The 19367-nt window shown below is 37.9% G+C and carries 14 protein-coding genes and 1 tRNA gene; 12 read left to right on the forward strand and 3 right to left on the reverse strand.

Annotated features, from left to right (window positions below; translation table 11 throughout):
* Positions 1-32 precede the first annotated feature (32 nt).
* The 4 genes from CUN59_RS13870 (at position 33) to CUN59_RS13885 (ending at position 2543) form a co-directional block, all read left to right on the forward strand.
* Complete coding sequence (locus CUN59_RS13870; protein ID WP_104388398.1) at positions 33-341, forward strand: hypothetical protein; 309 nt, start codon at positions 33-35, stop codon at positions 339-341.
* Between the two features lie 245 nt (positions 342-586).
* A complete protein-coding gene (locus tag CUN59_RS13875) occupies positions 587-1573 on the forward strand; it encodes a sodium-dependent bicarbonate transport family permease (RefSeq protein ID WP_104388399.1) in 987 nt (328 codons plus the stop codon).
* 12 nt (positions 1574-1585) lie between these two features.
* The gene (locus CUN59_RS13880) at positions 1586-1879 is read left to right on the forward strand and encodes a P-II family nitrogen regulator (RefSeq protein WP_104388400.1); all 294 of its coding nucleotides are present in this window, start codon (positions 1586-1588) and stop codon (positions 1877-1879) included.
* 178 nt (positions 1880-2057) lie between these two features.
* The gene (locus CUN59_RS13885) at positions 2058-2543 is read left to right on the forward strand and encodes a hypothetical protein (protein ID WP_104388401.1); all 486 of its coding nucleotides are present in this window, start codon (positions 2058-2060) and stop codon (positions 2541-2543) included.
* Between the two features lie 54 nt (positions 2544-2597).
* On the opposite strand, the gene CUN59_RS13890 is transcribed toward CUN59_RS13885, so the two are convergent.
* Positions 2598-3989, reverse strand: coding sequence for an amidase (locus CUN59_RS13890; protein ID WP_104388402.1), 1392 nt, complete (start codon positions 3987-3989; stop codon positions 2598-2600).
* Positions 3990-4187: 198 nt separating this feature from the next.
* Here CUN59_RS13890 and CUN59_RS13895 point away from each other — a divergent pair, with 198 nt between their 5' ends.
* The gene (locus tag CUN59_RS13895; protein ID WP_104388403.1) at positions 4188-4808 is read left to right on the forward strand and encodes a Uma2 family endonuclease; all 621 of its coding nucleotides are present in this window, start codon (positions 4188-4190) and stop codon (positions 4806-4808) included.
* A 239-nt stretch (positions 4809-5047) separates the two neighbouring features.
* Here CUN59_RS13895 and CUN59_RS13900 read toward each other — a convergent pair.
* Positions 5048-5120 (reverse strand) — tRNA-Val (locus CUN59_RS13900).
* Positions 5121-5261: 141 nt separating this feature from the next.
* On the opposite strand from CUN59_RS13900, the gene CUN59_RS13905 reads away from it, so the two are divergent.
* From CUN59_RS13905 to sir, 3 genes are all read left to right on the forward strand, one after another.
* Positions 5262-5846 (forward strand): metal-binding protein, encoded by a 585-nt coding sequence (locus CUN59_RS13905; RefSeq protein WP_104388404.1) that lies wholly within the window; start codon positions 5262-5264, stop codon positions 5844-5846.
* Positions 5847-5851: 5 nt separating this feature from the next.
* Positions 5852-6658 (forward strand): nucleoside triphosphate pyrophosphohydrolase, encoded by an 807-nt coding sequence (gene mazG, locus CUN59_RS13910; RefSeq protein ID WP_104388405.1) that lies wholly within the window; start codon positions 5852-5854, stop codon positions 6656-6658.
* Between the two features lie 499 nt (positions 6659-7157).
* Positions 7158-9071 carry a sulfite reductase, ferredoxin dependent gene (gene sir / locus CUN59_RS13915; RefSeq protein WP_104388406.1) on the forward strand — a complete coding sequence of 638 codons (1914 nt, stop codon included), beginning with the start codon at positions 7158-7160 and terminating at the stop codon, positions 9069-9071.
* Between the two features lie 143 nt (positions 9072-9214).
* On the opposite strand, the gene ygfZ is transcribed toward sir, so the two are convergent.
* Complete coding sequence (gene ygfZ / locus CUN59_RS13920; RefSeq protein ID WP_104388407.1) at positions 9215-10198, reverse strand: CAF17-like 4Fe-4S cluster assembly/insertion protein YgfZ; 984 nt, start codon at positions 10196-10198, stop codon at positions 9215-9217.
* A 187-nt stretch (positions 10199-10385) separates the two neighbouring features.
* Here ygfZ and CUN59_RS13925 point away from each other — a divergent pair, with 187 nt between their 5' ends.
* From CUN59_RS13925 to gcvP, 4 genes are all read left to right on the forward strand, one after another.
* Positions 10386-11477, forward strand: coding sequence for a hybrid sensor histidine kinase/response regulator (locus CUN59_RS13925; protein WP_104388408.1), 1092 nt, complete (start codon positions 10386-10388; stop codon positions 11475-11477).
* Between the two features lie 767 nt (positions 11478-12244).
* Entirely contained in the window at positions 12245-14254 is a 2010-nt protein-coding gene (locus tag CUN59_RS13930) for a sensor histidine kinase (protein WP_104388409.1), read from the forward strand.
* A 149-nt stretch (positions 14255-14403) separates the two neighbouring features.
* Positions 14404-15585, forward strand: coding sequence for an aromatic ring-hydroxylating oxygenase subunit alpha (locus CUN59_RS13935; RefSeq protein ID WP_104388410.1), 1182 nt, complete (start codon positions 14404-14406; stop codon positions 15583-15585).
* A gap of 319 nt (positions 15586-15904) precedes the next feature.
* The gene (gene gcvP / locus CUN59_RS13945; RefSeq protein WP_104388412.1) at positions 15905-18781 is read left to right on the forward strand and encodes an aminomethyl-transferring glycine dehydrogenase; all 2877 of its coding nucleotides are present in this window, start codon (positions 15905-15907) and stop codon (positions 18779-18781) included.
* The last annotated feature ends 586 nt before the right edge of the window (positions 18782-19367 follow it).

Consider the following 19367-nt stretch of genomic DNA (forward strand, 5'->3'; position numbering starts at 1 on the left):
AACCACTCTAGTAGAGCCATATTTATTAAAATATGACAAATATTTGTATGGAAGTTAAAGCAATATTTGAAAATAAAGGATTAAATTCAATGATATTCAAAATCAAATCTATTACTAGTCTTAAAGTTAAGGTGTTGCTCTTAACTATCTTACTATCAACCTTAATACCTGAAACTGTTCAAGCGCAAATTATTCCCATCATCAAATTACCAACCATTACAGTTCCTAAGCCAACAATTACATTTCCTAAGCAGACCATTATAGTTCCTAAGCCGACCCTTGAAACCCCATTAGTATTTCAGCTAACAACTAGTTTTAGCATCAAGTTTATTGACATCTGACAAGTTCTAAATCAAAATAGATAGTCATTGCCCACTCCATAAAATCACATCTAGATTATTAGACATAGGAGTGAAAATTATCCTAGGGACAATTCATGAATTGTCTCTACAAGGGTTTGGTGGCTATTTAATTACCACCAGATGTCTATTATACTACTTATTTACAAAATGCTATGTTAACAGGTATATTCAATAACGATATCTCAAATATGAACAAGACAAACTCAACATTAAATTAACAAAAAATGAACTCTAGTGTTATATTGTCGAATATTTTAAACCCTCCAGTGTTATTCTTCTTTTTAGGAATGCTGGCAATTTTACTACAATCTGATTTAGAAATTCCCCAACCATTACCCAAATTATTTTCTCTTTATCTCCTATTAGCAATTGGTTTTAAAGGTGGATATGAAATTGATCACAGTGGAATTAGCCCCCAAATTGCACTCACCCTTTTAGCAGCTATATTTATGGCTTCGGTTGTTCCTATCTATTCATTTTTTATCCTCAAATTGAAATTAGATAGCTATAATGCGGCCGCTATTGCTGCAACTTATGGTTCAATCAGTGCAGTTACCTTTATTACAGCACAATCTTTTCTCAAAGTTCTCAGTATTCATTCTGGTGGACACATGGTAGCAGCCTTAGCACTCATGGAATCTCCAGCAATTATTGTAGGAATTGTCTTAGTCAGAGTTTTTGCCAAATCTCCCAAATCAGAAATAGAAGAAGAAGAAAAATTTTCCTGGAGTGAAGTTTTCCGAGAAGCCTTTTTAAACGGTTCTGTATTTCTCTTGGTTGGTAGTGTGATAGTGGGAATTTTGACAGGAGAAAAAGGTTGGGAAAAATTACATCCTTTCACCCAAGATATATTTTATGGAATGCTATCATTCTTTTTATTAGATATGGGTATGGTGGCGGCAAGAAGAATTAAAGACTTGAGTAATACAGGTTTTTTCTTAATTAGTTTTGGGGTCTTTATGCCCGTATTAAATGCCATTATTGGTATCCTCATCAGTAAAGTAATTGGGATGTCTCAAGGAGATGCTTTGTTATTTGCGGTACTTTGTGCCAGTGCTTCTTATATTGCCGTACCCGCAGCAATGCGAATGACAGTTCCTGAAGCTAACCCCAGCTTATATGTATCCATGGCTTTAGCGATCACGTTCCCATTTAATATTATTCTTGGTATACCTTTGTATTTCAACATAATCAAAACCATAGGGATTTAGGAGAATAATCAGGTGCAAAATGTCAAAAAAATCGAAATTATTACTAATTCTTTAGAATTACAAAAAGTCCTCAAAGTTTTAGATCATGCAGGAGTTTCTGGCTATACAATTATTGAGGATGTGATAGGCAAAGGACATAGAGGTAAAGCAATTGATGATTTAGAAGGTCATGCACTTACCAATGGTTATGTCATGACTGTTTGTAGTGAAGAACAAGAACATCAAGTAGTGGAAGCTATTAGACCAATTCTTAAAAAATATGGTGGTGTATGTGTTGTTTCTGATGCCAAATCTATTATACATTAGTGAAGTTTTGTAAATAAATATCAAATAATAAGTAGCAAATAATATCTGTTTTTTTGATTTATTTTGGTGAATACTCCAGTTAAAAAGAAATAGATAAGTAATTACCCTATGACGGGTTATATTATTGCATTGCTATAATCATTGTACAACTTAGTGGATAATCCCTGGAGTATACAAAATGGAATCTCTAATTTCAACTTTCACCCACAATTTAGATTTTTCCGAATCTGAAATAGAAGCAATACTTTCCACACCCTTAAATGAGGTACTAAAATCACCAGCATTAAAACAAGAATTAGACAGTTTAGATATTAGTTTACTCAAAAAAACCCTACCTACTGCCGGTGCGGTTCTAGCTCAACACTTACCACCTTTTTATGATTGGTTAAAAAATCAATTAGGTGTGCAAAATGTTCCTGATAGTCCAGATCATACAACAAAATGGGTAGTTAATTTTCTCCATAATCAAGAAAGTCTTAATCATCTGGTTCAATTACATCGTCCCGTCCCCCACGCAGCATTAGAAAAAGCTGTTCCTCGGTTGGTGAGTTTATTTGATGGCGTAGAAGATGAAAAAGTCCGTCAAGCATGGGAAAAAGCAGTTGCAGCACTTTGTTTAGTTTTAGTTGTTGATGCCCGTGAACAGGAAAAACTGGCTCATTGACACTCCCCTCGGCTTTAGCCAGGGGAGTCTAAAATCTAAAATCTAAAATTTTTACTAAAGTGCTGGACGATGTTGAATCCAGGGGTTAGCGGCTTCCAACTGGGCTGCTAAACTAATGAGAGTAGATTCGGCTGCAGGTTTACCAATTAACTGCACACTCAGGGGTAAACCATTGCTATCGAAACCTACGGGAAGGGCGATCGCAGGTAATCCGGTAGCATTCGCGACTGGACAAGGTGCAACCCAATGAGCAATTTTAGCAAAAGTTTCTTCTACACTCAAATTAGCCCATTCACCAACACGAATGGGAGAATGGAGATAAACTGGTAATACTAATATATCTACAGTATCAAAAAAGGCGACAATTTGCCGAGATACCATTTGCATTTGCCTTAGTGCTTGCAGATATTCTACTAGAGAACCATTTTTGGCTAATAACCACTGGTTTAAAGGTTGCAAGGCTGCCGAGGGAATTCCTGCTGCTGCTATTCCCGATTGCCAAACGGTTTTAAATGGTTCAACTAAACTGCTAAAATCTGGGCATTGTTCTGTAATTGCATGGCCAAATCCTGCTAATAATTGAGCCGTTTTTAATACCCCTTGTTTACAGTTAGCGTCAGCTTCTCCAAAGGGAATAATACTGGTACTAAAGGCAATTTTCAGACTATCTAATTTAACTTTAGTAGCCGCCAGAAATGATGGTTGGGGATCTGGCAGCCAATAAGGATCACCTGTGACATAACCAGAAATCACATCTAACATGGCCGCCGCATCGGCTACTGTCCGGGCAATTGGACCATCCACAGCCAACCCTGCCAAGTTCTCGCCCAAGGGGGCTTTGCTAATTCTGCCCTTAGCTGGTTTGATACCCACAAGACCACAACAAGCCGCAGGACCCCGCACTGAACCACCACCATCTGAACCTTGAGCGATCGCGCATAATCCCGCCGCTACGGATGCGGCTGCACCACCACTAGAACCACCGGGAGTATATTCTAAATTCCAAGGGTTTCGGGCTGGGGGAAATCCCACAGGTTCACTGTAAGGATAAGAACCTAATTCGGAAGTAGCAGTTTTCCCTAAAATAATAAACCCAGCTTGTTTAATTTTGGTAACTACGCCATCATCGTAATTAGCAATATTTTTTAATAGTGCGGGATTTCCATAGGTACAGGTAACACCCGCAACTGGATTCAAATCTTTAATGGAAATAGGGACACCAAAAAATGGTGGTAATTCGGAAGTCGTTGTTAATAATTCTGTTTTCTGTTTGGCATCAGCAATGGCTAAATCTGCTGTAACTGTAAAATAACTGCCCAATTGGGGATTTAAACGTTCAATTCGTTCTAAATATACCTCTACCAAATCTAAGGGTGAGATTTGCTGAGAACGGATTAATTGCGCTAACTCTAAAGCTGGAGTAAAAGCTAAATCATTGTTATTCATATATTAATCTTTAACTGGCTACTTTATAGCGGTATGCAGATAGAACTTACCTAAAAAACTATACACTCTCATGACTTTCAACTCTGTTCCCAGTTAAGAGTTCCCTGTTCCCTGTTCCCTGCTATAGCAGCATTTTTGTGACTTTACCCATAACTTTTCTACCAGTCTAAATTGGAATGGTAAGCTTGGCGTAAGAGAATGTTTAAAAAGTCAGAAAAAACGATTGCAACCACAGAAAACACCTCCCACCTCAGCCCCGAAGAATACTTTGCTTGGGAAGAACAGCAACTAGAAAAACATGAATATATCAACGGTCAGGTTTACGCTATGACTGGCGGTAGCGTTAATCATAGCCGTATTACAATTAGATTTACGACTATGTTTGATACCCATTTAGACCCTAGTAGCTGCATAACAGGTAACTCAGACCTCAAAGTTAATATCTTAGGTACTACTAACTATACTTACCCAGATGCCAGCGTCACCTGTGACGAACAGGACAAAGCCAATACCCAATATATTAGCCACCCCTGCTTAATTGTTGAAGTTCTATCAAAAAGCACCGAAGCTTATGACAGAGGTGGCAAATTTAGAATGTATCAAAATAACCCAGCCTTAATAGATTATCTGCTAGTCAGTTCTACCACCATAGAAATTGACCTTTATCACAAAAACGATGCAGGAGACTGGTTAATTATCAACTACAAACCAGGTGACACGATTGAACTCAAAAGTATTAAGCTCAAATTCCCCATTGAACAAGTCTATCGCGGTTTAACCCTTGAACCAGAAACCCCAACAGACATAATTAAGTCATAGATAGTATTTAGTTACTATTTAGCTTCAATTACTGTCAGTGGTAAACCTGGTTTTTATCAGTGACCACTTGAAATTTTCGCCTAAAATTCTGCTGTTGATATAGCACCATTTGCTTCCGCAATATTGGCTCCAATTGGAGTTCCACAACTAAACCCATAACTCTGCCGAATTAAAGCCTAAGCTTACAGCAAAATTATGGGTAAAGTTACACTATTTTCTTGTAACCAAAAAACGGTTAATGGGCAGTACCAGACTCGAACTGATGACATCCTGCTTGTAAGGCAGGCGCTCTACCAACTGAGCTAACCGCCCGTTTCTTTGACTTCATTAATATAGCACAGGCTTTTAGAATTTTGCAAGGGGTTTGGGAAAATTTTTTTGCGGGCTGGAGATAGGTTGTCAGCTATACTTACTCAGTATTCAATTTTGACTTTTAACTTTTGACTTTTAAATATGCCCTCTGGTCAAACACATGATCGCATTACTATCTGGTCTATGCCTTTGGTGGCGGGTATAACTTTAGTTACCACTGGCAGCAGTAATATAACTTTGTTGGTGGCGGGTGGATATATGTTTGGCGGGTTGATGTTTGGCCCCGATTTGGATATTTATTCCCGTCAGTTCCAGCGCTGGGGGTTTCTGCGTTGGATTTGGCTACCTTATCAAAAAAGTTTGCGCCATCGGTCTTTTTTATCTCACGGGCCAATTATTGGTACGACGTTACGGGTGGCATATCTTGGTACTTTTTTGGCGTTGGTGGCCATGGTGGTGGTCGTGATTTTCACCAAGTTGGGAAATGTAGCTTGGAACTGGGGGGAAGTGTGGGGAAATGTGGGGAAAACTATCTATATATGTTATGGAGAATTTTTTGCCCTATTTCTCGGTTGCGAACTGGGTGCAATGAGTCATTCTCTTAGCGATTGGACTGGTTCAGCTTATAAGCGATTTCAAAAACAGGGTATTCAAGGTTTACTTCCCCGTGGCAAAATTAAGAAGCGTAGAGTTAGTCCTAGTCGTCGCAGTGTCAAAAAGCGGTAAATAATATGGAAATTAATCAAACTTTGTTGGCGTTGCAAGAGTTAATAAATGTGGTGGCGAAGTTGCGATCGCCTCAAGGTTGTCCTTGGGATTTGGCACAAACCCCATCAAGTCTAACTCCCTATGTAATTGAAGAAGCTTATGAGGTGGTAGACGCGATTCAAACTGGGGATAAACAGGCTATTGCTGAAGAATTGGGCGATTTATTATTACAAGTAGTATTACAGGCGCAAATTGCCAGTGAAGCGGGTGATTTTTCTCTGCAAGAAGTAGCTGAGGGTATTTCTCAAAAGTTAATACGTCGTCATCCTCATGTATTTGCTGATGTGACTGTAGCAAGCATTGATGAGGTACACAAAAATTGGGAAATGATTAAAGCAGCAGAAAAAGGAGAAACTGTAGAAGAGCAAAAACTCAGTCATAAATTAAATCGTTATCGTCGTAGCCTTCCCCCCTTAAATGCGGCCATGAAGATATCTGAAAAAGCTGCTAAAGTTGGTTTTGAGTGGAATAATGTAGATGAAGTTTGGGGCAAATTTCATGAAGAGTTGGGGGAATTTCAACAGGCTTTAGCTGAAGAAACCAAAGAAAGACAAGAATCCGAATTAGGTGATTTACTATTTGCCATTATTCAAATTGCCAGATGGCATAAACTTGATCCTAGTGCGGGTTTACAAGGGACAAGTCAGCGATTTATTCAAAGGTTGGAAAAAATGGAAGATGTAATTGATCGTCCTCTCAGCGAATACAGTTTAGAAGAATTAGATGCCCTGTGGCAACAGGCTAAAGCTCAACTTGGTCATGATCAGTAAAATCTGCTGGTAAATCTTGATAAATTGGAGTTTAGACTAAATCTTTTCTTGTATGCTCAATCCCTTGCTGTATAAGGTTTATGACTTACAAGACGTAAAATAACTTGGAAACCCTTAAAGCCTTACCTAGAGAGACTTTGGCGGATTAGGAGGGCAAATTAGTCTGAACTCCAGTAATCATAAAACGAAGACAGATAGGACTTGTGTGTACACCGTAGCCTTACTAAGGGGGTCTGATTATGTGCATCTTCATAAAAAATTAGTATTACGCAAGATGTAACTGAAACCCTTGTTCTGTCCTAGGGTTAATTCATGAATGAACCCTACTTGAGTTTGTTTTGGCGTAAGTCCTAGATTATGAATGATACAGGTGGCCTCTCACTATGTTAAAATTAGAATATTATTCATAATTCCGACCGATTTTTCGGGGTTTGCATCCGTCTCTTACCCCCTTTGACCTGCTTCAACTTACGCCTTATTGACACAAGTATCTACTGTAATGGTTAACTCTGCTGTTTCTCCTGTAACTAATCGTAAACCTTCTAAAGTTGAAGGTATCAAAGAAAATAGTAATTTTTTGCGTGAACCTGTAGCCACCGAAATTCTTCAGGACACGACCCACTTTACTGAAGACGCAATTCAGATTCTTAAATTTCATGGTTCTTATCAACAAGATAACCGTGATAACCGCGTTAAGGGTCAGGAAAAAGATTACCAAATGATGCTGCGGACAAAAAATCCCGGTGGGTTAGTACCCCCTGAGCTATATTTGGCTTTAGATAAACTAGCTGATGAATATGGGAATCATACTTTAAGGGCTACTACCCGCCAAGGCTTTCAGCTACATGGTATCCTGAAAAAGAACCTCAAAGCGGCGATCGCTACCATTGTCCAAAATCTCGGTTCAACTTTAGGCGCTTGTGGTGACATTAACCGCAACGTCATGGCACCTCCCGCCCCCTTTAAAAATCGCCCAGAATATCAGTATGCTTGGGAATATGCCCAAAACATCGCTGATTTACTTTCTCCCCAAACCGGTGCTTATTACGAAATTTGGTTAGACGGGGAAAAAGCCGTCAGTGCCGAAGAACATCCAGATGTTAAAGCAGCCCGACACAGCAACGGTAATGGTACTATTGTTCATGATTCCGTAGAACCTATCTATGGAACTCATTATATGCCCCGCAAATTTAAAATTTGCGTCACAGTTCCGGGAGATAATTCTGTTGATTTATATTCCCAAGATTTGACTTTGGTAGTGATTACCAATAAAAAAGGCGCCTTAGCAGGATTTAATATTTTTGCCGGGGGTGGTTTGGGTAGAACTCATAATAAGGAAGAAACCTTTGCCAGAACCGCCGACCCAATTGGCTATGTAGCCAAAGCTGATGTATATAATCTTGTAAAAGCTATAGTTGCGACACAACGAGATTATGGCGATCGCACCGACAGAAGACACGCGAGATTAAAATACTTAGTTAATGATTGGGGTGTAGATAAATTCCGCACTCAAGTAGAAGAATACCTTGGTAAGAAAATCGAACCTTTTAAACCCCTAATCCAGTTTAAATATAAAGATTTCCTGGGTTGGAACGAACAAGGAGACGGTAAACTTTTCTTAGGTATTTCCATTGATAACGGGCGTGTTAAAGATGAGGGAACATTTCAACTAAAAACCGCCCTGCGGACAATTGTTGAACAGTTTAACCTGCCAATTCGCCTCACAGGTAATCAAAACCTACTATTTTACGATATTGCGCCTGAAGATAAAGTAGCCATTCAAGAGATTCTGGATAACTGCGGCGTTGTTTCTGACCCTGAGCAAATAGCAGCATTAACCCGCTATGCTATGGCTTGTCCGGCTTTGCCTACTTGCGGTTTAGCCATTACGGAATCAGAAAGAGCCATTCCCGGAATTTTAGAAAGAATTCGGGCTTTATTAGATAAATTGGGTTTACAAAATCAACATTTTGTGGTCAGAATGACAGGCTGCCCTAACGGTTGCGCTCGTCCATATATGGCAGAATTAGGTTTTGTGGGGAGTGCGCCAGAATCTTATCAAGTCTGGTTGGGTGGTTCACCACATCAAACCCGGTTAGCGCGGCCTTTTGTGGAAAAACTCCACCATGATGAGATTGAAAGTTTCCTAGAACCGATTTTTGTGTTCTTTAAAAAGTCACGCACACCTAAAGAAAGTTTTGGCGACTTTTGCGACAGACTAGGTTTTGATGCCATTCGGGAATTTATCGCTAACTACACACCGGGAGAACCTACCAGCAGTGGTAAATCTCGCCATCGTGTTAGTCTGCGGGATGATTTTTATGAACAACTCAAGGAAACTGCAGCGCAACAAAATCGGCCTATGACTGATTTAGTACATGAAGCTTTGGAGAAATATTTCCAAACTCTGTAAGCGGATATTTCTCCATCCTAGGTTGGGTAGAACAAAGACCATATTAGGTCATGGTGGGTATTACCCAACCTAGTAAAAGGGCGAAGCATTCGCACGATTAATTATTAGTTTGTATCATAAGTGATCTTGCGAATGCTTCGCCCCTACAGGGGGTATTCATGGGAAACGAAGGGAATAGAAACTATTTCTCCGGCTGTTTCCCCCACTTGCACTTGTAAACCTACCCCACCGGCTTTACTTTTGATGTAACCGAGTCCAAAATGGCCATCTGGGGTTTGTGTATAGCTAGTGAGTTTACCTATTTTTTCTTCCCCAATGGTGATAACTGTACCGGGTTCGGCTACACCACTGAGACTGATTCCCCAAAGATATTGTTTTATGCCTTTATATGTATTTAATCTGGCAATGGTTTCCTGTCCGATATAACAACCTTTATCAAAAGAAACTGTTTGCCATAAACCCACTTCTAAGGGATTATAATCATCTGTAAGTTCTAAATCGGGAGCGGGACGACCTTGTAATATGCGTAACATCTCCCAGGCGCGATCGCTCAATTCTAAGACCCCAGCAGCTAATATTTTATCCCACCATCTTTGTTTGTCCGCCACTGGTAAAATTAGGGTATATCCGGGTAATGCTAAACCGCTACCCACTGCAACTATCGCCCCATCTACTAAAATGTGATTACCATTTGGTTGACCAATTAAATCTCCAGCCCCCAATTTTTCGACAATACCATGACTTTCGGGACCGATGAGGCTAAAAGTTGCCGTTTCCTCAGTGACATCAGTTAATTTCACCTTATCTGCAAAGAAGATATAACGATCTAACCATGCCATGAGTTGCTGACGGCGGTTAGGCGAAACTAATAATAAAACGGCATCATCTAAGACATAGCTGGTCACTAAATCTATTGTCCGGGCAGTAGATGTCACCATGACAGTATCACAGCCCTGACCAGGTTTAAGAACTTGAAAATTATTTGTACTTTGATTGTGTAAAAAACGCAAACGATCATCATCGGAAATACGAATACGTCCCCAATGAGAGCGATCGCTCATTACTACTGCTACCTTAGCTAATTCGATAGCATTTATGTCCTGACCATCAATTGCAGATGTTAACATAGTGATACACAATGATCTTAATTTAAATAACAATTATACATTAGACATTTCCATAAAAGAATGTAGAGACGAGAATCCCTATCCATGAATTATCCCTACGGTAATTTTTGGATATATCTATTACTATGTTATACTGAAGGTACACTAAAAGATAAAATAAAAATATTACTGTAGTTTCAATCAATATATGAATAAGATTTTAATTATTGAAGATGAATCTCAAATTAGAAACAATATTCAAGAAATACTGGAATTATCAGACTTTGATATATTAGTTGCCGAGAATGGGTTACAGGGTTTACAGTTGGCTAAAGAGAAACATCCTGATTTGATAATTTGTGATTTGATGATGCCCGAGTTAGATGGCTATGGTGTGTTAAGCCAACTGCGTCAACATCTTGATACTGCAACAATTCCTATAATTTTCTTAACCGCTAAGTCGGAATGGTCAGATTTACGTCGAGGGATGGAACTGGGTGCTGATGATTATTTAATTAAGCCTTTTCAGCCTGATCAATTATTACAAGCGATCGCTACTAGACTGGATAAACAAGCAATAGCTGACCAGAAAAGTCAGAAAAAATTAGATGACTTACGCAGTTCTATTAATCACTCACTACCCCACGAAATCAATACTCCTCTGAATCATATTCTGGCAATGTCACAATTATTAATTCAAGAATATGGAAAATTTCCAGATGAAGAAAATTTAGAACTTTTAACATCAATTTATAAAGCTGGTCAACGTTTACATAGACTAACTATTAATTTTCTCATGTATGCAGACCTGGAATTATTAGCATCTAATCCTGAAAAAGTAGAGGCTTTGAGAAATAGTGGAATCAAAAATTTTATCAAATCAATAATTGAACATATTGGTGTAGATATTGCCAAAAATGTGAATAGAGAAGCAGATTTAATTATTGATATATCAGACGCAATCGTGAAAATTTCGGCTAAGAAACTAGCCAAAATTGCTGAAGAAATAATTAATAATGCTTTTAAATTTTCCCAGCCTAATACACCTGTAAAAATTATAGGGCAGACTAAGGATGATGGCTTTCATTTGTATGTTACAGATTATGGACGTGGCATGACTGGGGAACAAATTACTAATGTTGGGGCTTATGTCCAGTTTGAACGCAAAATGTATGAACAACAAGGTTCTGGTTTAGGATTATTAATTGCGAAAAGATTGGTAGAACTACACGGAGGAAAGTTCTCAATTGAGAGTATCTATAAGCAGCAAACTATGATCAAAATTGTCCTTCCTCAGTAAATCCCCAACTTCTGGGAAGGGAGAATTTGTCAGAGAATTATTGGTAATTTCCTCACCTAAATCTACATAAGAATCAATTGTATGCTGATAATTGATTGACAGGACGATTGTATAAAATCTCAACCTGTAATAAACTCAGAAGTTTATGATTTTTCATGGCTATTTTCAGAGATTGTAAAGCTTTATAAAGAAAATGCCGAAAACCCTTGAAGATGTAGTTGACATTCAGTATTTTTACTAACTCTAATCCTTATAGCCGGAATTGTTCTTCGTGGTTTTCACTTATATGCTACAAACTCATTTAGAGCTATAATTACTTCTAGCTCAAAAAAAAGAAAGATATATCAATCCTAACCGATTTGCAATTCAATATCACTATAGCGGTATGCACTTGAGTGAGATACAGTCCATAAATTGCAAAACTTATACGGGCAGGTTTACCCGTCCTTGATTGTATTGCATTTAACTGATAACCGCTATCAGATCCGAATTACTAACTGTTAACATCAGGTTATTTATATCATCAAAAAAGAAGTTGAGTATTTTTGAAAAAGGCACAATTTAAAAATGTTTTTATTGCCCTAAATTTGTTTCGTTAACACAAAATCTGTCATTTATTCGTTATTGATCATCAAGACAATTTGATCGGAATATTCACCCAAACTAATATCCTTTATTCCCCTGATCTAATAAAGATGTATAAAACTGTAAATTTCTTGCAGAATAAAGTTTATCAATTAGCATCGGAAAAAGTTGAGATACTATAAATGCAAAATACAGAATTAGAAATAGAAGTTCAAAAACGCACATCAAAATTAATAGCACAGGTCGAAAAATTAGAAAGTCGTGTAGCTCAATGTACCGCAGAATTACAGCAAATTAAACACGAATTATTACTAGAAATTGAAAGACGCACACAAGCAGAACAAACACTAAAAAAACAATTAACAGCCATTGAATCAACCATTGATGGTATTGCCATACTTCATGAGAATCAATTTAGATATTTAAACATAGCCCATATCCAGATGTTTGGATATGATACAGCCGAAGAATTAATTGGTCAACCTTGGACTAAACTATATACCCCAGAGGAAATAGGACGTTTTGAACGGGAAGTTTTTCCTATTTTGAGTGCAACAGGAAATTGGCGTGGGGAAGCAATAGCCAAACGACGTGATGGCAGTACCTTTAACGAAGAAGTATCTCTAACCCTCATTCAAAATGGCGAATTAATTTGTGTTTGTCGAGATATTACTGAAAATAAAAAAGCAAAAGCTAGACTAGAAAAATCACTGCTGGAATTATCACAATTTAAATATGCTTTAGATCAATCTGCCGTTGTTGCCATTACAGATACCCAAGGCAAAATTATCTATACCAATGATAACTTCTGTCAAATCTCCCAATATTCCAGAGAAGAATTAATTGGTAATACCCATAAAATAGTTAATTCTGGTTATCACTCACAGGAATTTTTCCAAAACCTTTGGGCTACTATTTCTAGTGGTCAAGTTTGGCGAGGAGAAATCAGAAATCTGGCTAAAGATAGAAGTTATTATTGGGTAGATACCACAATTATTCCTTTTCTCGATCATGATGGCAAACCTTGGCAATATTTAGCCATTCGCAATGATATTACTAATCGCAAACTAGCAGAATCTGCCCTCCAAGAAAGTGAACAAAAATTCCGCCAACTAGCAGAAAATCTCCATCAAGTTTTCTGGATTTCTGACCCAGAAATCTCAGAAATAATCTATATCAGCCCGGCTTATGCAGAAATTTGGGGTCATTCTTGTGCAAGTCTGTATGAAAATCCTAAATCTTTTCTAGATGCTATCTATCCTGATGATATTGAGCGATTTATGATGGCAGTAAAGAATAAAAAAACCGGTTTTGATATTGAATATCGCATTAAAAGACCTGATGGATCAATGCGTTGGATTCATGATCGAGGTTTTCCCTTAAAAAATACAACTGGAGAAGTTTATCAACTAGTTAGTATTGCTGAAGATATTACACAACGCAAACAAGTTGAAGAGGAAATTAGTAAAGCCTTAGAACGAGAAAAAGAACTCGGTGAACTCAAATCCCGGTTTGTTTCCATGACTTCCCATGAATTTCGTACTCCCTTATCCGTAATTTATTCCTCCGCTGGAATTTTAAGAGATTTCGGTCATAAACTCGATGAAGAGAAAAAGAAAAAACATTTAGATTGTATTCAAACCTACGTCCAGCACACAATAAAACTATTAGATGATATTTTATTATTTAATAAAGCCGAAACAGGAAATTTAGCTTTTGAACCTGTTCCTTTAGATGTATTATCTTTCTGTCAACAACTGATAGAGGAAATACAACTAAGTATGTCAAATCACACAATTATTTTTACTACTAATTCTCCAGATAGTGTAATTGGTCATTTTGACAAAAAAATACTCCGACAAATCCTGATCAATTTGCTATCCAATGCTATGAAATATTCACCCAATACTGCTATAGTTAACTTTAATCTAGATATAATAGAGGAACAGGTGATTTTTACTATTCAAGACCAAGGTATTGGCATTCCCGAAGCTGATCAGGTTAAACTATTTGAATCTTTTCATCGTGCTAAAAATGTAGGTAATATTCCCGGTACAGGTTTAGGATTATCCATTGTTGCTAAATGCGTTGATTTACATAAAGGAACAATCGCTGTGAATAGTCAATTAGGAATAGGGACGACATTTATTATTAACATTCCCTTAAATACATCAAATCAGACTGATATATAGGAATAATATAGCGGTATGCACTTGAATGAGATACAGAATTTACCTAAAAAACTATACACTCTCATGACTTTCAACTCTGTTCCCTGTTCCCTGTTCCCTGTTATATAAAATTAAAAATTCAGGAATATTAACTCTTTCAAACTAAAAAAATGGTTGATTTATCTAACAATAGTTTATCCAATGCCATCAAAATTATAGAAGACTGGCAACCCCAAGATGTAAAACAAGCTGCTAGGACATTTCCCCAAGAAATGTACACCTCCTCCCCAATTTATCGCTGGGAACAGGAACGCATTTTTGGTAAAGCTTGGTACTATGTCGGCCATCTTAGTCAACTCAATGGCGCTGGTTCTTTCTTCACTGTTAATATTGCCGAACAACCTCTGATTATCCTGCTAAATAAAGTTGGTGAATTGCGAGCTTTTTTTAATATTTGTCCTCATCGTGCTGCCCCTGTAGCCTTGGGAAGTGGTGAATGTCACAAATTAACCTGTATATATCATGCCTGGACATTTGATTTAGATGGTAACTTAAAAGGCGCTCCAGAAATGGAGGATGTCCCAGGATTTAACTTTGATGAACATAGGCTAATCAGCGTTAAAGTTTCCAGATGGGGACAATTTATTTTTGTGAATCTTGATCCCAATTGTCAACCATTAGAAGTACAATTGGGCGAGTTACCAGCATTATTTAAAAACTATCGGTTAGAGGATTGGGTATTAGTTCATAGTCAAGATTATTGGACTCCCAGTAATTGGAAATTCTTTGTAGAAAATAACGCTGAAAGTTATCATGAACCCATAGTACATCCTATCATTGCCAAATATTATCAGCATATTCAAGTCGAAGCTCGCCACCATTACTATTTACAATACACACCTTATCTTAATGATGAAGAAAACTTACTCAATTTGAAAATATCTACTTATCTAGAAGGACTAAATCCTAGAGAAATTGACGGTTGTTCTATCATGTCCTTTTTTCCTAATTTTGCTTGGGTTTTAGGTCCCAGTTATGCCGTTATTTATCTCATAGACCCCCAAGGAAAATCCCAAACCCGCATTCAGGTGGCATGGTTAGTTCCTAATATAGAATCTCTTAAATCTCCCGCAAATGTTCAACATCTTATCACTATATTTGAAAACATACTCCAAGAAGATTTCCATATTTTGTCCTATTTACAAAAAAATGTTGAATCTTTAGGGTATCATCAGGGTCGTCTTACTCCATATCGAGAAATGGGTACTCATTTATTCCAACAATTAATCATGCAATATCTGAGACATGAAAACTCCGGTGTTGCTGATTTGATGTATAAAAACAATTTTTGATGATATCCAAACTGTTGTAGAGACATTCCACCGGAACGTCTTTACACCTAAATTCAGACTTGGTTTCAGCAACGCCATTTTTCGTTAGTCCACGCCCCATCTGGACTCTGTTTGTGTAGTAGCGATTTATAATCGCCGGCAACTTTTCCAACATCCTCAAAAATTAGGAAATCAAACATTTTGAGACCTTTCACCGGAATGTCTCTACAAAATTCAGTTTTATTATCAATTGATGTCTTAACTACCCTGTCCAGGGTTATATCTCTTATAGGCAATAATCATTACAATATATTAAACTGTATCATCTGGAGAACAATTTGTGGTAGCTAATCCCCCACGTCCTCGAATTTCGGCTAACAACAGTCAAAAACTCAGCACCTTTGCCAAAAGACACATTGGACCAAACCCTGATGATATCCAGCAAATGCTGGCAGTGTTAGGATTTACTAACATTGATGACTTGATTGATAAAACAGTACCCGAAACAATTCGCTTTAATCAGGAGTTAAAATTACCAGCAGCACAAAGCGAATTTGCAGCATTGGCCAAATTAAAGCAAATAGCCGATAAAAATCAGGTTTATCGCTCATTTATCGGCATGGGGTATTATGACTGCATTACCCCCGCAGTCATTCAACGCAACATCTTAGAAAATCCCGGTTGGTATACAGCATACACCCCTTATCAGCCAGAAATTGCCCAAGGACGTTTGGAAGCGTTGTTAAATTTCCAAACGATGATTATTGACTTAACAGGTTTAGAAATTGCTAACGCTTCTTTACTTGATGAAGGAACAGCAGCCGCAGAAGCCATGAGTATGAGTTATGGTGTCTGCAAAAATAAATCCCATAACTATTTTGTTTCTAGTGAATGTCATCCTCAAACCATTGATGTTTTGCAAACACGCGCAAAACCTTTAGGCATAAACATCATTATCGGTGATCATCAAACCTTTGATTTTACCAAAACTATCTTTGGTGCAGTTCTGCAATATCCCGCAACTGACGGTACAATTTACGACTACCGCAATTTTATCACAAAGTCCCATGCTCAGGGTGCATTGGTGACAATAGCCGCAGATCCTTTAAGTTTAACATTACTCACCCCCCCCGGTGAATTAGGGGCTGATATAGCAGTAGGTAGTACCCAACGCTTCGGAATTCCTCTAGGCTTTGGGGGACCACACGCCGCTTATTTTGCCACGAAGGAAGAGTATAAACGGCTCGTTCCAGGGCGCATTGTGGGAGTATCAAAAGATATTCATGGTAAACCTGCCTACCGTTTAGCCTTACAAACCCGTGAACAGCATATCCGCAGAGATAAAGCCACCAGTAATATTTGCACAGCACAGGTATTACTAGCCGTAATGGCGAGTATGTATGCAGTTTATCATGGACCCGATGGACTGAGAGCGATCGCTCAAAATATCCATGAACTAACCGCAACTTTAGCCGCAGGACTGAAAAAGTTAGGTTATAAAATCGTTAGTGAAAACTTCTTTGATACCTTGCGCGTAGAATTAGGAAATACCAAATTAGAACCAATTCTCGATGCTGCAAATCAGAGAAATATCAACTTACGCATTTTTGATAATTCCGCCGTGGGTATTTCCTTAGATGAAACTACCACAGAAGCAGATTTAATTGACCTTTGGCAAATTTTCGCATTGAAAGATAAATTACCTTTTACCGTAGAAGAATTACCAATTTCTCATTCTCAATTATCACGTCAAAGTAAATATCTCACCCATCCAGTTTTTACCCGTTACCATTCGGAAACGGAATTATTACGTTATTTGCATCAACTAGAAAGCAAGGATTTATCATTAACAACTTCAATGATTCCCTTGGGTTCTTGTACCATGAAGTTAAACGCGACTTCGGAAATGATTCCGGTAACTTGGGCAGAATTTGGTAAAATCCACCCTTTCGCGCCCATTTCCCAAACTAGAGGTTATCAAATCCTGTTCCAACAACTAGAAGCATGGTTATCAGAAATTACAGGTTTTGCGGGAATTTCCTTACAACCCAATGCAGGTTCACAAGGTGAATATGCGGGACTTTTGGTAATTCATGAATATCATCAAAGTCGCAAAGAAGGACACAGAAACATTTGTTTAATTCCTCAATCTGCCCATGGTACAAATCCCGCAAGTGCGATAATGTGTGGAATGAAAGTCGTGGGAGTTGCTTGTGATGATCATGGTAATATTGATGTTGAAGATTTAAAAGCCAAAGCTGAAAAACATAGTCATGAATTATCAGCTTTAATGGTCACATATCCATCAACTCATGGAGTATTTGAAGAAGCAATTCAAGAAATTTGTGCAGTAATTCATTCTCACGGTGGACAAGTTTACATGGACGGCGCTAATATGAATGCCCAAGTAGGTATTTGTCGTCCTGGTGATATTGGTGCAGATGTCTGTCATTTGAACTTACACAAAACTTTCTGTATTCCCCATGGTGGTGGTGGTCCCGGTATGGGTCCCATTGGTGTCGCTTCCCACCTTGTCCCCTTTTTACCAGGACATTCTGTGGTGAGAATGGGTGGTGATTTGGGTGCTGTTTCTGCTGCACCTTGGGGTAGTGCAAGTATCCTAGTGATTTCTTGGATGTATATTATCATGATGGGTGCAGACGGGTTGACGGAAGCAACCAAAATTGCCATTTTGAATGCTAATTACATCGCTAAGAAATTGGAATCATATTATCCGGTTTTGTATCAGGGAAAAAATGGTTTAGTAGCACATGAATGTATTTTAGATTTGCGAAGTTTGAAGAAATCAGCGCAGATTGAAATTGATGATGTTGCAAAGCGGTTAATGGATTATGGTTTTCATGCACCTACTGTTTCTTGGCCTGTTGCTGGGACAATTATGGTAGAACCAACGGAAAGTGAATCTAAACAGGAATTAGATAGATTTTGTGATGCTTTGATTGCGATTCGTGAGGAAGTTGCCGCCATTGAATCTGGTAAAATGGATCTCCACGATAATCTTTTGAAAAATGCTCCTCACACTGCGGAAAGTTTGATTATTGGTGAATGGAATCATCCCTATTCCCGTGAACAAGCTGCTTATCCTGCAATTTGGAATAAGGAATATAAGTTCTGGCCAAGTGTGGGGAGAATTGACGCGGCTTTTGGGGATAGGAATTTTGTTTGTTCTTGTTTACCGATGGAGGCTTATAGTTAGTTAATTGTAGGGTGCGTTATTGAAATGTAACGCACCGTTTTGATTTTTTTATTGAAATGGTGCGTTACTAAATAAGTAGATTAATTAGCGTCAAAGCTTCCTCCTGTTAGAAACATGACTATTAAACAAATCCAAAAGACATAAGAGACGAAAGGAATAGGAGTACCTTTCATTGAACTAAGAATACATCCTATTAACCCACATTCCGCACTTCAAAAAGTAGCATAATTAAACTACATCAACAGTAAATCAAAACTTATGGTTTGAACAATTACGTATCAATAGCAAACAAAATTATGAACGCAAAAAGTTAAGCTTTTATGGGTGTTTAAAAGCTGTTTCAAAAACAATATTTAATTGAAGGTGTGTAATAAGTTATAAAAAAGATAACCGATAAAATCGTAAAACTATAGAGAATAGTTAAGTTGAAAAATAATATTTTTGACAAGCATTAGGTAAAAATTGCAAGATATGACAGTGTGACTCCGTTAAGTTCAGAACTCGTTGAAATCCTTGTATCATCAAAAGATGAATACCTTGGAAGCACTGAAATATCCATCTTAATGTGGGAGATTCTGTTGGTTTA

This window comes from Cuspidothrix issatschenkoi CHARLIE-1 (genome assembly GCF_002934005.1).
Lineage (GTDB): Bacteria > Cyanobacteriota > Cyanobacteriia > Cyanobacteriales > Nostocaceae > Cuspidothrix > Cuspidothrix issatschenkoi.

Excerpts from the sequence above, each read along its gene's own strand:
- CUN59_RS13870 (WP_104388398.1), top strand. The coding sequence starts at position 33 with ATGACAAATATTTGTATGGAAGTTAAAGCAATATTTGAAAATAAAGGA.
- CUN59_RS13875 (WP_104388399.1), top strand. The coding sequence starts at position 587 with ATGAACTCTAGTGTTATATTGTCGAATATTTTAAACCCTCCAGTGTTA.
- CUN59_RS13885 (WP_104388401.1), top strand. The coding sequence starts at position 2,058 with ATGGAATCTCTAATTTCAACTTTCACCCACAATTTAGATTTTTCCGAA.
- CUN59_RS13890 (WP_104388402.1), bottom strand. The coding sequence starts at position 3,989 with ATGAATAACAATGATTTAGCTTTTACTCCAGCTTTAGAGTTAGCGCAA.
- CUN59_RS13895 (WP_104388403.1), top strand. The coding sequence starts at position 4,188 with ATGTTTAAAAAGTCAGAAAAAACGATTGCAACCACAGAAAACACCTCC.
- CUN59_RS13905 (WP_104388404.1), top strand. The coding sequence starts at position 5,262 with ATGCCCTCTGGTCAAACACATGATCGCATTACTATCTGGTCTATGCCT.
- mazG (WP_104388405.1), top strand. The coding sequence starts at position 5,852 with ATGGAAATTAATCAAACTTTGTTGGCGTTGCAAGAGTTAATAAATGTG.
- sir (WP_104388406.1), top strand. The coding sequence starts at position 7,158 with ATGGTTAACTCTGCTGTTTCTCCTGTAACTAATCGTAAACCTTCTAAA.
- ygfZ (WP_104388407.1), bottom strand. The coding sequence starts at position 10,198 with ATGTTAACATCTGCAATTGATGGTCAGGACATAAATGCTATCGAATTA.
- CUN59_RS13925 (WP_104388408.1), top strand. The coding sequence starts at position 10,386 with ATGAATAAGATTTTAATTATTGAAGATGAATCTCAAATTAGAAACAAT.
- CUN59_RS13930 (WP_104388409.1), top strand. The coding sequence starts at position 12,245 with ATGCAAAATACAGAATTAGAAATAGAAGTTCAAAAACGCACATCAAAA.
- CUN59_RS13935 (WP_104388410.1), top strand. The coding sequence starts at position 14,404 with ATGGTTGATTTATCTAACAATAGTTTATCCAATGCCATCAAAATTATA.